Origin of the sequence: Variovorax sp., from assembly GCF_035634955.1 — a bacterium.
Classification (GTDB): Bacteria; Pseudomonadota; Gammaproteobacteria; order Burkholderiales; family Burkholderiaceae_C; genus Variovorax.
The window spans coordinates 160179-173462 of the sequence record NZ_DASQBZ010000033.1 but is presented as its reverse complement, the minus strand read 5'-3'; the positions used below and the strand labels follow the sequence as shown (position 1 = coordinate 173462).

At 68.9% G+C, this 13284-nt stretch carries 11 protein-coding genes and 1 tRNA gene; 3 read left to right on the top strand and 9 right to left on the bottom strand.

Annotated features, from left to right (window positions below; all coding sequences use genetic code 11):
- Window positions 1-18 precede the first annotated feature (18 nt).
- Genes VES41_RS23485 through VES41_RS23475 form a run of 3 tightly spaced genes read right to left on the bottom strand, consistent with a single transcriptional unit; the run spans window position 19 to window position 2331 of the window.
- Window positions 19-1311, bottom strand: a complete 1293-nt coding sequence (locus VES41_RS23485; protein ID WP_324822121.1) for a TRAP transporter large permease subunit — start codon at window positions 1309-1311, stop codon at window positions 19-21.
- Window positions 1312-1315: 4 nt separating this feature from the next.
- The gene (locus VES41_RS23480) at window positions 1316-1825 is read right to left on the bottom strand and encodes a TRAP transporter small permease subunit (protein WP_324822118.1); all 510 of its coding nucleotides are present in this window, start codon (window positions 1823-1825) and stop codon (window positions 1316-1318) included.
- Complete coding sequence (locus VES41_RS23475; protein WP_324822115.1) at window positions 1822-2331, bottom strand: gluconokinase; 510 nt, start codon at window positions 2329-2331, stop codon at window positions 1822-1824. The genes VES41_RS23480 and VES41_RS23475 overlap by 4 nt, the downstream gene beginning before the upstream one ends.
- 170 nt (window positions 2332-2501) lie before the next feature.
- Here VES41_RS23475 and VES41_RS23470 point away from each other — a divergent pair, with 170 nt between their 5' ends.
- The gene (locus VES41_RS23470; protein WP_324822112.1) at window positions 2502-3527 is read left to right on the top strand and encodes a LacI family DNA-binding transcriptional regulator; all 1026 of its coding nucleotides are present in this window, start codon (window positions 2502-2504) and stop codon (window positions 3525-3527) included.
- Window positions 3528-3658: 131 nt separating this feature from the next.
- On the opposite strand, the gene VES41_RS23465 is transcribed toward VES41_RS23470, so the two are convergent.
- A tRNA-Leu gene (locus tag VES41_RS23465) sits at window positions 3659-3743 on the bottom strand.
- 45 nt (window positions 3744-3788) lie between these two features.
- Between VES41_RS23465 and rnr the strand changes: the two genes are divergently transcribed.
- Both rnr and VES41_RS23455 read left to right on the top strand, forming a co-directional pair.
- Window positions 3789-6068, top strand: coding sequence for a ribonuclease R (gene rnr, locus VES41_RS23460; protein ID WP_414719228.1), 2280 nt, complete (start codon window positions 3789-3791; stop codon window positions 6066-6068).
- A gap of 39 nt (window positions 6069-6107) precedes the next feature.
- Window positions 6108-6872, top strand: coding sequence for an SDR family oxidoreductase (locus tag VES41_RS23455; RefSeq protein ID WP_324822109.1), 765 nt, complete (start codon window positions 6108-6110; stop codon window positions 6870-6872).
- A 48-nt stretch (window positions 6873-6920) separates the two neighbouring features.
- Here VES41_RS23455 and VES41_RS23450 read toward each other — a convergent pair whose 3' ends face one another.
- From VES41_RS23450 to VES41_RS23430, 5 genes are all read right to left on the bottom strand, one after another.
- Window positions 6921-8366: an NAD(P)H-hydrate dehydratase gene (locus VES41_RS23450; protein ID WP_324822106.1), complete on the bottom strand. Its 1446-nt coding sequence runs from the start codon at window positions 8364-8366 to the stop codon at window positions 6921-6923.
- A gap of 25 nt (window positions 8367-8391) precedes the next feature.
- Entirely contained in the window at window positions 8392-9648 is a 1257-nt protein-coding gene (locus VES41_RS23445; protein WP_324822103.1) for a D-amino acid dehydrogenase, read from the bottom strand.
- 116 nt (window positions 9649-9764) lie between these two features.
- Window positions 9765-11330: an MFS transporter gene (locus VES41_RS23440; RefSeq protein ID WP_324822100.1), complete on the bottom strand. Its 1566-nt coding sequence runs from the start codon at window positions 11328-11330 to the stop codon at window positions 9765-9767.
- On the bottom strand, window positions 11327-11821 hold the full coding sequence (locus VES41_RS23435) for a MarR family winged helix-turn-helix transcriptional regulator (RefSeq protein WP_324822097.1): 495 nt from the start codon (window positions 11819-11821) through the stop codon (window positions 11327-11329). Before VES41_RS23435 ends, VES41_RS23440 begins: the two co-directional genes overlap by 4 nt.
- Before the next feature lie 132 nt (window positions 11822-11953).
- Window positions 11954-13282, bottom strand: a complete 1329-nt coding sequence (locus VES41_RS23430; RefSeq protein WP_324822094.1) for an amidase — start codon at window positions 13280-13282, stop codon at window positions 11954-11956.
- Window positions 13283-13284 lie beyond the last annotated feature (2 nt).

Here is a 13284-nt window from a genome sequence, read left to right as displayed (position 1 = left end):
TGGAAAGAGATGCGGGCTTCAGCGCATCCACGCGATCGGCGCGATCACGATCTGCGGGAAGGCAACGAAGATGAACAGGATGAGCGTGTAGGTCAGCAGGAACGGGTTCACCCCCCGGATCACCTCGGACAGTGGCATCCGGCCGACACCGGCGACGACGTTCAGCACCGTGCCCACCGGCGGAGTGATGAGGCCGATGGTGCCGTTGAGCACGAACATCAGTCCGAAGTAGACCGGGTCGATGCCGGCCTTCACGGCGATCGGCAGCATCACCGGCGCGAAGATCAGGATGGTGGGCGTCAGGTCGAGGGCGGTGCCGATCAGCACCAGCACGATCATCATCACCAGCATGAGCGTGCGCGGCTGCTCGATCAGCGGGCCGAGCCAGCCGGTCAGCACGCCGGGCAGGTCGGCCAGGGTGATCATGTAGCTGGCCACCTGCGCGCCGGCGCACAGGAACATGACGATGGCGGTGGTGCGCGCCGCGCGCACCAGCACGCCTTCGAGCTCGGCCAGCTTCATCTCACGGTGCACGAAGAAGGCAACGAACAGCGCATAGACGGCTGCCACCACGGCCGCTTCGGTCGGCGTGAAGATGCCGCTTTTCATGCCGCCGATGATGATGACCGGCATCAGCATCGCCCAGAACGCCTTGGCCGTGGCGATCAGGCGCTCGCGCATCGGCTTGGCGGCGCCTTGCGGGAGCACCGTGCGGCCCAGCACCAGGCGCCAGGTGATGATCAGCCCGATACCCATCAGCAGGCCGGGCACGATGCCCGAGAGAAACAGGGCCGAGATCGACGTGTTCGTGGTCACGCCGTAGATGACGAAGGGCATCGACGGCGGAATGATCGGCGCGATGATGCCGCCGGAGGCCAGCAGGCCGGCGGAGGTCTTCAGCGGATAGCCCTCGCGGCGCATCATGGGCAGCAGGATCGTCGCCAGCGCCGCCGTGTCGGCCAGCGCCGAGCCGCTCATGCTGGCCATGAGCACTGCCGCGCCGATGGCCACGTACCCCAGCCCGCCGCGAATGTGGCCGACCCACGCCTGCGCCATGTCGATGATGCGGCGGCTGATGCCGCCGGCGTTCATCAGCTCACCGGCCAGGATGAAGAATGGCACCGCCAGCAGCGGAAAGCTGTCGACGCCGGCCACCAGGTTCTGCGCCAGCAGCTGGGTGTCCCAGAAGCCGAGCACCCAGGCCATGCCGGCGCCGGTCAGCACGAGCGCCAGGGCCATGTTCATGCCGATGCCCATGAGCACCAGCATGCCGCCGCAGAACACGATGAAAGCAAGGGCTTCGCTGCTCATCGCGTCACTCCACGTCATGGGCATGGCCCAGATCGAGCGGGACGCCGCGCAGCAGTTCGCGCAGCGCCATGACGGCAATCGCGGCGGCGCTGAGCAGTGCGGGCAGCGGCAACACGGCGATCGGGTAGCTCAGTACGACGGAGCGGCTGCCCATTCCCACGACCACCTGCTGCCACGCGCCCCAGGCGACCAGGCTGGCGCCCAGGATCACCAGCAGCCGGATCAGCACCGTCATGGCCTTGAAGGCAGCGGGCCGATCGCGAAGCAGCCCGACCAGCCCGGTGAAGGCCATGTGCTCGCCGGCCGGGTAGGCGGCCGTGGCGCCGATGAAGACCATCCAGACGAACAGCAGCCGCGACAGCTCTTCGCTGGCGGCGATGCCGCTGCCGAAGCCGTAGCGCAGCACCACGTTGACGAAGACGGCCAGCGCCATCACGGCGAGGCAGGCTGCCATCGCCAGGTTGAGTGCACGTTGCAGGCGTCCGGGCGGCGCCTGGGTTTCGGCGGTGGTCATCGTGTCTCCTTGGTGGGTTCCTGCTGCAGCCAGCGCAATGCCTGGCTCGTGACTTGCGCCAGCGGCGCGGCGGCATCGAGCGTGAGCACGCCGTTCTCGCCGTCCGGCGCTTCGAGCGCGGCGAACTGGCTGTCGACCAGGGTGGGGGAAAAGAAGTGGTCGCCGCGCGCGGCGACGCGTTGCAGGGCCGCGTCCCGGTCCAGGCGCAGGAAGAGAAACCCGACGCAATTGCCGGCCCGGCGCAGTCGCTCGCGATAGTCCAGCTTGAGTGCCGAGCAGGTCAGCACGATGGGCGTGTCGGCCTGGCGGATCTGATCGCCGAGGGCGGCCAGCCAGTCGGCGCGGTCTTCGTCGGTGAGGGCGACGCCGCGGCTCATCTTGTCGCGATTGGCGGCACTGTGGAAATCGTCGCCTTCGACGAGGCGCCAGCCGAGCGCCTGCGCCACCGCGTGGCCGACGCTCGACTTGCCGCATCCGGCCACGCCCATGACGATCAGTGCCTGCATGTTTGGATTGCGCTATCCCGAAAGGTGGAAAGACGTTTACTTGCCATGGCGCCAACGCACCATTGGAAGAGAAAGCCTTTTTGGGGAGGGTTTGTCCGTTGTGGAGGTCGGCTTGGACAGCGTTATCCTATAACCTATCCAATCAGACGCGTTAGGGGTTTGCCCGAGGTATGAACGACAAGCAATCGAGCCGTCGCGCTTCCGGCCGGGTCACGCTGGCTGACGTGGCGCGCGTGGCCGGGGTCAGTCCGATCACCGTCTCGCGCGCCCTGCGCGGCGAGCGCGCAGTGGCGCCGGAGTTGGTGGCGCGGGTAAAGGAGGCCGCCGGCCGGCTCGGCTACGTACCCGACCCGGCGGCACGGGCGTTGGCTTCGCGCTCGGGCTCGCATGTGGCGGTGCTGGTGCCGCTGCTGTCGAATGCGCTCTTCGTCGACCTGATCGAGGCGGCGCAGAGCGTGCTGCGCGCGGCCGGCTACCAGATGCTGATCGGCATCACCAACTATCGTGACAGCGAGGAAGAGCAACTGCTGCGCGAGCAACTGCCGCATCGCCCGGCCGGCCTGATCGTCACCGGCCTGCAGCAGAACAAGGCCACGCGCGCCATGATCGAGGCCAGTGGCATTCCATGCGTGCACGCGATGGAAACGACCACCGAGCCGGGCATCCACGCGGTGGGCTTCTCGCAGCGCGAGGCGGGTGCCGCGCTGACGCGGCATCTTCTTGCGCGGGGGCGCCGCCGCATCGCCTTTGCCGCCGCACAGCTCGATCCGCGCACCATGAGCCGCCGCGAGGGCTGGCAGCGCGAGATGGCGGCGGCCGGTCTCCATTCGCCGGCGCTCGAGTGGCTCAATGCGTCGCCTTCGTCGCCCGCGCTGGGGGCCGCCATGCTGGAGCAGATCGCCGGGATGCAGCCTGCGGTGGACGCGATCTTCTTCAACAACGACGACCTGGCCCAGGGCGCGTTGCTGGCCGCCCTGCGCCTGGGCATCGCGGTGCCCGAGCAGATCGCCATCGTGGGGTTCAACGATCTCGTGGGCAGCGACCAGATGGTGCCTTCGTTGACGACGGTCCGCACGCCCCGGCGCGAGATCGGCGAGGCGGCGGCGCAGATGCTGCTGGCGTTGATGCGCGGCGGCCGGCCCGCGAAGTCGAGCGTCGACGTCGGGTTCGAACTGGTGGTGCGTGACAGTTCGTGAATGCCCGGCGCACGCGAGCGCTGGACAGTGTGTGGCAAGGATCCAACATCCGGCCGATGAATGCGGCGCGCGATGCGCGGCCGACAAAGAAAAATCCCCTGCAGGTTTTCACTTGCAGGGGATTTTCAGTTTGGTGCCCAGGAGAGGACTCGAACCTCCACGATGTTACTCGCTAGTACCTGAAACTAGTGCGTCTACCAATTCCGCCACCTGGGCCTGCGTGTTGCTGAGTTAACCTCTAGGTCTGCTCTGCAACACAACTTGAATTTCAGGAACGAGAGGAATCATATCAAAAATTTAGCCCACTCCGGCAGTCTGTCGGAAGAAGTTGAGGGAATCGTCCAGGGTCACCGTGACGGTCATGGGTTCGTAGTGCGCGACGACGGCGAGGTGGACATCTATCTGCCGCCCAATGAAATGCGCGCCGTGCTGCACAAGGATCGGGTCAAGGCCCGCATCGTCCGGCACGACCGGCGCGGCCGCCCCGAGGGCCGCGTGGTCGAGATCACGCAGCGCTCCGAACAGCCGATCATCGGCCGCCTGCTGCACGAAGGCGGCATCTGGCTGGTGGCACCCGAGGACAAGCGCTACGGCCAGGATGTCCTCATCCCCAAGGGAGCGACCGGGCCCGCCAAGGTCGGCCAGGTCGTGGTGGTGCAGTTGACGGAACCGCCGGCACTGTTCGGCCAGCCCGTCGGCCGCGTGAAGGAGGTGCTGGGCGAGATCGACGACCCGGGCATGGAAATCGAGATCGCGGTGCGCAAGTACGGCGTGCCGCACGAGTTCTCGGAGGAATGCCTGGCGCAAGCCAAGGCACTGCCGGACAAGGTACGCGCGGCAGACAAGAAGGGCCGTATCGACCTGACCGACGTGCCGCTGGTCACCATCGACGGAGAGGACGCCCGCGACTTCGACGATGCGGTGTATTGCGAGACCGCGCGCGTGGGCCGCGGCAAGGGCTGGCGGCTGCTGGTCGCGATTGCCGACGTGAGCCACTACGTGACGACCGGCAGCGCCATCGACATCGACGCCTACGACCGCGCCACCAGCGTGTACTTCCCGCGCCGGGTGATTCCCATGCTGCCGGAGAAGCTCTCGAACGGGCTGTGCTCGCTCAACCCCGAGGTGGAGCGCCTGTGCATGGTGTGCGACATGCTCGTCACCTCTGCAGGCGACGTGCATGCGTACCAGTTCTATCCGGCGGTGATGTTCAGCCATGCCCGGTTCACCTACAACGAGGTGGCGGCCATCCTGGCCAACACGCGCGGACCGGAGGCGGCCAAGCGCAAGGAGCGCGTCAAGGACCTGCTGAACCTGCACGATGTCTACCGCGCGCTCGTCAAGTCGCGCGCCGCCCGCGGCGCCGTCGACTTCGAGACGACCGAGACGCAGATCATCTGCGACGATGCCGGTCGCATCGAGAAGATCGTGCCGCGCACGCGCAATGACGCGCACAAGCTGATCGAGGAGGCCATGCTCGCGGCCAACGTGTGCAGCGCCGACTTCATCGCCGAGGGCAAGCATCCCGGGCTGTTCCGCGTCCACGAAGGCCCGACGCCCGAGAAGAAGGAAGTGCTGCGCAACTACCTCAAGGCCATGGGCGTGGGCATGTCCATCAGCGACGAGCCGCACCCGTCGGAGTTCCAGGCGGTGGCCGAAGCCACCAAGGACCGGCCGGACGCGCAGCAGATCCACACCATGCTGCTGCGCTCGATGCAGCAGGCGATCTACACGCCGATCAACAGCGGCCACTTCGGCCTGGCGTACGAGGCCTACACGCACTTCACCAGTCCCATCCGGCGCTACCCGGATCTGCTGGTGCACCGCGTGATCAAGGCGATCATGGGCAAGACCAAGTACCAGCTGCCCATGCTGCCCACGCCCGGCGAGGCGCATGCCAAGCTCGCCAAGCGGCTGGCCGCGCGCGTCAAGGCGCCCCAGCCGAAGAGCGCGGTCAAGGCCGTGGCGTCGCCTGCCGAGATGCAGGCATGGGAGGCCGCCGGCCTGCATTGCAGCGCCAACGAGCGGCGCGCCGACGAGGCCAGCCGCGACGTCGAGGCATGGCTCAAGTGCAAGTACATGCGCGAGCATCTGGGCGAGGAGTACGGCGGCGTCGTGTCGTCGGTTACCACCTTCGGCATCTTCGTCACGCTCGACGCGATGTACGTCGAAGGGCTGGTGCACATCACCGAGCTCGGCGGCGAGTACTTCAAGTTCGACGAGGCGCGCCAGGAACTGCGCGGCGAGCGCACCGGCATCCGCTATGCCATCGGTTCGCGGGTCCGGGTGCAGGTCAGCCGGGTCGACCTGGACGGCCGCAGGATCGACTTCCGACTGGTGCGCGAGGGCGAAGAACTACCGCACCGCGCCGCCAAGGACAAGGGCATTGCGACAACGGGCGTTCCGGTCAAGGCGGCCGACAAGCGATCCGGGCGCAACCGCAAGACCGAAGAGCCGGGCTCGGCCATCCAGGCCTTGCGCAGCGCCGTCAAGAAGGCTGCCAGCAAAATGAAAGGCAAGGGCCGCGGCGCGCGACGCTAGCAGCGGTGCGAAACGATCAATGCAAGGAGATAAGCACATATGAGTTCGACGAATCCTTCCGGCCGCGTTGCCATCGTCACCGGTGCCGGTACCGGCATCGGCCGCGCTGCGGCGCTGGCGCTGCTGGGCGATGGCTGGCACGTGGCCCTGGCAGGCCGCCGCCCGGAGCCCTTGAAGGCCGTGGCCGACGAATCGGGCGCCGCCGCGCGTGCGCTGGCGGTGCCGACCGACGTGGCCGATCCGGCGTCGGTCGAGGCGCTGTTCAAGGCCACGGTCGCGCGTTTCGGCCGCGTGGACCTGCTGTTCAACAACGCCGGCGTCGGCAACCCTCCCGGTCCCTTCGAGGACTGGAAGCCGGAGGACTGGAAGGCCGTGGTCGACATCAACCTCAGCGGCATGTTCTATTGCATTCAGCACGCGTTCCGCGTGATGAAGGCGCAGACGCCGCGCGGCGGGCGCATCATCAACAACGGTTCGATCTCGGCGTCGGCGCCGCGTCCCAACTCGCCGGCCTACACCTCGACCAAGCATGCGGTGCAGGGGCTGACCAAGACGGCTTCGCTGGACGGACGCAAGTACGACATCGCAGTCGGCCAGATCGATGTCGGCAACGCGATGACCGAACTGGCCTCGAAGATGGCCAAGGGCGTGCCGCAAGCCAATGGCGAAATCGCCATTGAGCCGCTGATGGACGTGTCCGTCGTCGGCCAGTCGGTGCTCTACATGGCCAACCTGCCGTTGGAGGCCAACGTGCTGTTCCACACGGTGATGGCCACGAAGATGCCGTTCGTCGGTCGCGGCTGAGCGCTGGCGCGCAAAGGGGCGCGCCGCGAATTTCCGGCTGACGGGCAGTCAGGCGGCGGCCAGCGCGCCGGCCGTGAGCGGCTGTCCGGACGGCCACGCGTCGGCCAGCGCGCCATGGCGCCAGACCGCCTCGCTGGCCGCCTGCGCCGGGCCGAGTCCGGCGGCCAGGCCGGCGCCGATCATGCCGGCCAGCACGTCGCCGGTGCCGCCGGTGGCCAGGCGGGCATTGCCGCTGGCATTGATCACCGGAACGCCATCGGGCGCGGCGACGATGGTCCCCGACCCCTTCAGCACCACGGTGGCGCCAAAGCGCTGTGCAAGCGCCCGGGCCGCCGCCAGGCGGTCCTGCTGCACTGCCGCCGTGTCGCCGCCCATGAGCCGGGCCGCTTCGAGCGGATGCGGCGTCAGTACGGTGGCGGCACCACGCCGGCTCCTTTCGGCCAGAAGCGCTTGCAGTGCGCCGTCCGCAGCGACGGCGTTGAGGGCGTCGGCGTCGAGGACGAGGCGGGGCGTCTGCGCAAGCACGTCGGGCAGCATGGCGCGCACCGCATTGCCGCCGCCGCATCCGCACACCACGGTGAGATCCGCAAGCGCCAGGGCGTGCGGATCGCGCAGCATCAGTTCCGGCCGCTGCGCGACGAGTTGCGGCAGCGACGCATCGAGCAGGCCCAGGAAAACGCGCCCGGCGCCCTGGTGCAAGGCGGCCGTGGCGGCCAGCAGCGCAGCACCGGCCATGCCCGGAGCACCACCGATGACGGCAAGGTCGCCGTAGCTGCCCTTGTGCGACGCATGCGGGCGCAGCCGCGTTGCGGGCGCGCCGGCCAGGCGCGCAGTGGGCGGCTCGCCGGCCGGACTGCAGGCGAGGTCGTCGAACCAGACCTCGCCTGCTGCATCGCGGCCTTGCGCGGTGAACAGGCCGGGCTTGAGGGTCAGGAGGCTCAGGCAGTGCCGCATGCCGGCGCTGCCGGGGCCCAGATCGAACAGGGCGGTGCCGCTGTCCGCATTCAAGCCGGACGGCAGGTCGACCGCGAGCACCGGCTTCGAATCGTCGTACAGGCGTGACAGCCAACTGGCCATGCGGCCTGCCGGCGCGCGCGTGGCGCCCAGCCCGAGCAGTGCGTCGACGGCCAGGTCGTAGTCGGCCGGCGGCTGCGACAGCGGCGTCGCCCCGGCCGCGCGTGCGCGTTGCAGCGCGTCGCGGGCGTCGTCGGGCAGCCGCGTCTCGTCGCCGGCAAAAGTCAACGCCAGCCGAAAGCCGCGCCGTGCCAGTTGTGCCGCGGCTTCGAAGCCATCGCCGCCGTTGTTGCCCGGCCCGCAGGCGATCCAGATGACCTGCGCATGTGGCGCCAGGGCGGCCGCCAACCGGGCCACCGCGAGGCCGGCGCGGCGCATCAGCGCGTGCGGGGGTAGCCGGGCGGCCGAGGCCTGTTCGATGCGACGGCTGGCATCGAGGCCGAACAGGTCGGCCGGACTGGCACTGGTGATGCGGTGCATGGTGGCTGCTCCGGCAGGGCGGGGGTCAATCTTCGCGCAGTCGCTCGACGCCCAGGCCTTCGAGGTCGATGCCAGGGTCCTGCCCGGCGATCAGGTCGGCAACCACCCGTGCGCTGCCGCACGAGAGCGCCCAGCCGCTTGATCCATGGCCGAGATTGAGCCAGACGCCGGGCACGCCGCTGGCGCCCAGCAGGGGCGGGCCGTCGGGCAGCATGGGGCGTGCGCCTTTCCAGGTTTGCACGCCGGCGTTCAGCCGGGCGGCGGCAGGGAACCAGTCGTGAAGCACCTTGAAGAGGGTCTTGACGGCGTTGGCGTGGGGTTGCCCGGCCATTCCGCCGAGTTCGGCGCCCCCGGCCACGCGAACCCGCATTCCCATGCGCGAGATGGCCACCTTGAAGCGTTCGTCCATCACGGCGCTGGCCGGGGCCAGGTCCGATTCGGCGACGGCGGCGCTGAGCGAATGGCCGTACACCGGCACCAGCGGAATGTGCAGGCCCAGCGGCCGCAGCAGTTCGGCGCAGCCCAGGCCGGCGCAGATCACGACCGCGTCAAAGTCGAGCGCAGGCGAGCCGCTGGCCAGCGAGAGCGAGCGCGGACGCGCCCGGTCCAGCGGCGCAATGTCGCAGCCGAAATGAAATTGCGCACCCAGCGACTCGGCCTCGCGCTTGAGCAGCATGACGAACTGGCGGCAGTTGCCCACTTCGTCGTCGGGCAGGTGGATGGCGCCGGCCAGTTCTGTCTCGGTGCTCAGCGCCGGCTCGATGCGCCGGGCCTCGTCGGCGTCGATCTCGCGAAAGCGCGTGCCGGCGCTGCGAAGCACCTCCAGGCCGGCCTGCACCAGCTTCTGCTCGGTCTTGCCACGAAGCAGCACCATGTAGCCCTGGGTGCGTTCGTAGACCAGCTCGCGCTCGGTGGCGATGTCGTGCAGGCGGCCGCGGCTGTAGAAGGCCAGGCGCTGCAGGCGTGCGCGATTGCGCAGGTAGGTCTCGAGGGTGCAGGCGCGGCGCCAGCGCGACATCCATTCGAGTTCGCTGCCGCCCAGGGGCCAGCGCAGCTTGACGGCCCCATGGCTGGAAAAAAGCGAGCGCAGCACCTTGCCGGCCATGCCCGGCGCCGCCCACGGCGTGACATAGCCCGGGGCGATCACGCCGGCATTGGCGAAACTGGCTTCTTCGGCGGCGGCGTTGCGTCGCTCGAAGACATCGACCTCATGGCCGTCGCGCGTCAACTCCCAGGCGGTGGTCACGCCGATCACTCCGGCGCCCACGATCGCTATTCTCATCGTCCAAAACTGAATCTGTGGTGAAGCGGGACCGGATGTCGCTCTTGTCGGCGCTGCCGCCCGCGGGGGATGACCGGAGCATAGACGAGGGGCGCCGCTTTCGCCGTGCCGGCGGGCTATTTGAGACGGCGCTGCAACACCACCGCCACTGCCGTGCAGGCGGCAGCCGCCGCCAGGACGCGGTAGAGGTCCGCGCACGACATCAGCAAGGCCTGCTGTTCGATGAGTCGGGCCAGGTCAGCCAGCGCGGCCATGTGCGCCTCGGGTGCCGCCAGGCCCTTGGCGGCCAGGCCCGACTGCAGCGCCTGGAGCCAACCCTGCGAGTGCGCGGTCGCGGTGATGGCAGCCTGGTTGGCGAACTCGCGGTCCTGCAGGGCGATCGCGGCCAGCGCCGGTGCGAAGGACTGGGCCATCTGCCGCATCAGGTTCTTGCCCTGGTAGGCATGGGCGAATCGTTCCTCGCCGAGTTCGCGAAAGGTCAAGCCCGCGACCGGCAGCACCAGCAGCGCGCCGAAGACGCCCTTGACCACCAGCGCCGGCAACAGGGCCGTTGCCGGCGTTCCGGCAGGAACCAGGCTGAACAGCCATGCGGCCAGCACCATCGCCAGGGCGCCCGTCACCATCAGCGGCTTCTTTCCGGGCATGCGCGGCCCGAGCTTGATGTAGGCGTAGGCCGTGGCCAGGGCCACCAGCGCCGCAGCCGAGTTGAGCCAGCCCACGGTCGCCAGCGGCAGGCCCAGGCCCTGTTCGGCCAGCACCGGGAACAGATAGCTTGCCGCGCCGGACAACGCGTAGTGCAGGAAATACAGGGACAGTCCCGTGAAGTACACCGGGTGAGCCAGATCGCGCACCCGCAGCAGCGGCTCGTCATGGCGCCATTGGTGCCAGAGGAACGTGCCCAGTAGCGCAGCGCCGGCAACAGCGAGGATGGCCAGTCGCAGCGGGTCGGTGAAGAACTCGTAGCGCGCCTGTGCCAGGCCGGTCTGGACCAGCGCAATGGCGGCGCCGAACAGCAACAACGGCGTGGCCGCCCAGCGCACCGGCCGGGCGCCGCGGCCCAACGCGTCGGGAATCAGAAGCCAGACACCTGCCATCGCCGCCAGCGCCATTGGAATGATTGCCACAAAGAGGCTGCGCCAGCCGGTCGATTCCACCAGTGCGGCGGCCAGCGCAGGGCCTGCGGCGCTCATTCCGAAGAGCATGAGCATGAAGTACTTGAGCGCGAGCGGGCGTTCGCGCACGCCGAACAATTGCGGCACCAACACCCGGCTGCTGGTGAACAGGGCGCCGCCTCCGATGCCTTGCAGCAGCCGCGCCAGCGCCATCTCGGGCATGCTGCCTGAAAGCGCGCACCCCAACGCCCCGACGATGAACAACGCCAGCGAAGCAGCCAGGTAGCGCCGGTAGCCGAAATGCCGCGACAGCCATTGCTGCGACACGATCATCATCATGCTGCCGATGGCATAGGCCGCGAGCACCTGCGCGAACTCCCCGGGCGCCGCGCCAATGCCTCCCATGATGTGGCTCGCGGAGAACACGAACATGCCGTTCTCGAGAAACTCGGTGCCGACGATCAGGCCGAGCAGCAGCATCAGCATGCGGCGTTTGCCGAGATGCCGCAGATGCGCCGCCTGGTCGCGCGGCGCCGCGACCGGCGTCGAGGAGGCGGTGGGCAACGTCATGGTTCCTCGGTCGGCTCGATCGCCCGGTGCATGGCGCCGAGCAGGGCGGCGGCCTGCCGTGTCCGGTCAGGCCCCAGAGCGGCCCAGCCTTCCGAATAGGCGGCGTGGACGTTGGCAGCCGCCCGGCGCAGGAGTTGGCGGCCATCTTCAGTCAACTCGAGATGAAGGCTGCGACGGTCACGCTGGCTGCCCGGCAGGCGGCGGGCCAGGCCCTTCTTCTCCAGGCCGTCGAGCAGGCGCGTGATCTGCGTGCGCGTGGCGTCCAGCGTGGTGCTCAGATCCGACGGTCGCAACGGCTCGACGGCGGCGTCTGCGATCAGCACGAGTGCCAGGTAGTCGCGCATGTCGATGCCGAATTGCGATAGCGCGGCGTCGATCCGGGCTTCCAGCATGTGGGCGACGCGGAACAGCAGGCGCGATGCGGCAATGGCATCGGCGACGGCTGGAGGCCGTCCGGCCAGCAGCCGGTCGAGACGGGAAGGTGAAGTCATTTCATTCGAGATAATTACGAATGAAATTATAAGCAATCACTCGTCTTTTGCATTCGTCGGGCGAAAGACGAAATTGGAATCTGACCCCCATTGAGCGGGTGCGGCCATCGGGACGGATGGCGGCGCTGGGAGTCAGGCGGTGCGAAGCAGGGGTTCGGCGAGCAGGGCGATGCCGAGGATCTGGGCGTCGCGCAGGGCGCCGTGCCACAGCATCAGGCCGACAGGCAGGTCTCCGCGCGCATGACAGGGCAGCGAGATCGCGCAGCCGTCGAGCATGTTGATCACCGACGGATTTCGAAGGAGCAGGGCGTTGAGGGCGAAGAAGGCCTCGTCGCGTTCGGCGCCCGGCGCAACCTCTGCGATGGGCGGCGCGACGACCGGCACGGTTGGCGACACGACGGCATCGAAGCCTTCCAGTGCGGCCCCCATGCGGCTGATCCACTCGGTGCGCGCACGCACCAGGTCGATGTACTCGAAGGCCTTCATGCCGGCGCCGCGCAGGATCCGCTGGGCGACCCGCGGGTCGTAGCCGGCGCCGCTGCGTTCGAGGAGCAGGCGGTGCCAGGCATAGCTCTCGGCGGCAGAAAAGCCGCCGGTCGCGTTGATGGCGGGCAGGTCGCCTAGCGCCGGAAGGCTGATTTCCTCGACGCGCGCGCCCGCGTCGCGCAGCCGGCGCAGCGCATTGTCGAAGGCCCTGGCCACGGCGTCGTCGGTTGCGTCCTGGAACAGCTCGCGCGCGACGGCAAGGCGGCAGTCCGCCAGGCGCGACGGTCCGGGATCGACGCGACGCGCGGCCAGGATCTCGTGCACGAGAATCGCGTCCCGAACCGACCGGGTCATCGCGCAGGCAGTGTCCAGAGTGGTCGAAAGCGGCAGCGCGCCATCGGTCGGCACGAGCCTGGCCGTGCTCTTGAAACCGACGATGCCGTTCAGCGCCGCAGGAATGCGGATCGAGCCGCCGGTGTCCGACCCCAGCCCGACGAAGGCAGCGCCGGTGGCGACCGATACCGCCGCACCGGAGGACGAGCCGCCCGGCACGCGCGGCACGGCGCTGTCCGCGGCGTTCGCGGGCGTGCCGTGATGCGGATTGACGCCCACGCCCGAGAACGCGAATTCCGACATGTTGGTGCGCCCGAGCACCGTGCCACCGGCAGCCTTCAGGCGTGCCACCGCAGGCGCGTCGGCGCTGGCCGCCGGTGCATGGCCGAGCACCAGGGAGCCTGCCGGCGTCGGCTGGCCGGCGATGTCGAACAGGTCCTTGACGGTCACCGCCAGCCCGGCGAGCGGCGCGTCTGCCGAGGCGGCCGCCGCGTCGTCCGGCGCGCTGGCGAACAGCGGGCCGATGAACGCGTGGCGGCAGGCGTCGGATCGGGAGATGGACAGGCAATGCCCCATTTCGGTGCGGGCGTCGGTCTGCCCGGCGCGAATGGCCTGGCGGGTCTGGAAGAGGTCGGGCAGCATGG

Excerpts from the sequence above, each read along its gene's own strand:
- VES41_RS23435 (WP_324822097.1), bottom strand. The coding sequence starts at position 11,821 with ATGACTTCACCTTCCCGTCTCGACCGGCTGCTGGCCGGACGGCCTCCA.
- VES41_RS23450 (WP_324822106.1), bottom strand. The coding sequence starts at position 8,366 with ATGCACCGCATCACCAGTGCCAGTCCGGCCGACCTGTTCGGCCTCGAT.
- VES41_RS23430 (WP_324822094.1), bottom strand. The coding sequence starts at position 13,282 with ATGCTGCCCGACCTCTTCCAGACCCGCCAGGCCATTCGCGCCGGGCAG.
- VES41_RS23480 (WP_324822118.1), bottom strand. The coding sequence starts at position 1,825 with ATGACCACCGCCGAAACCCAGGCGCCGCCCGGACGCCTGCAACGTGCA.
- VES41_RS23455 (WP_324822109.1), top strand. The coding sequence starts at position 6,108 with ATGAGTTCGACGAATCCTTCCGGCCGCGTTGCCATCGTCACCGGTGCC.
- VES41_RS23485 (WP_324822121.1), bottom strand. The coding sequence starts at position 1,311 with ATGAGCAGCGAAGCCCTTGCTTTCATCGTGTTCTGCGGCGGCATGCTG.
- VES41_RS23445 (WP_324822103.1), bottom strand. The coding sequence starts at position 9,648 with ATGAGAATAGCGATCGTGGGCGCCGGAGTGATCGGCGTGACCACCGCC.
- VES41_RS23470 (WP_324822112.1), top strand. The coding sequence starts at position 2,502 with ATGAACGACAAGCAATCGAGCCGTCGCGCTTCCGGCCGGGTCACGCTG.
- VES41_RS23475 (WP_324822115.1), bottom strand. The coding sequence starts at position 2,331 with ATGCAGGCACTGATCGTCATGGGCGTGGCCGGATGCGGCAAGTCGAGC.
- VES41_RS23440 (WP_324822100.1), bottom strand. The coding sequence starts at position 11,330 with ATGACGTTGCCCACCGCCTCCTCGACGCCGGTCGCGGCGCCGCGCGAC.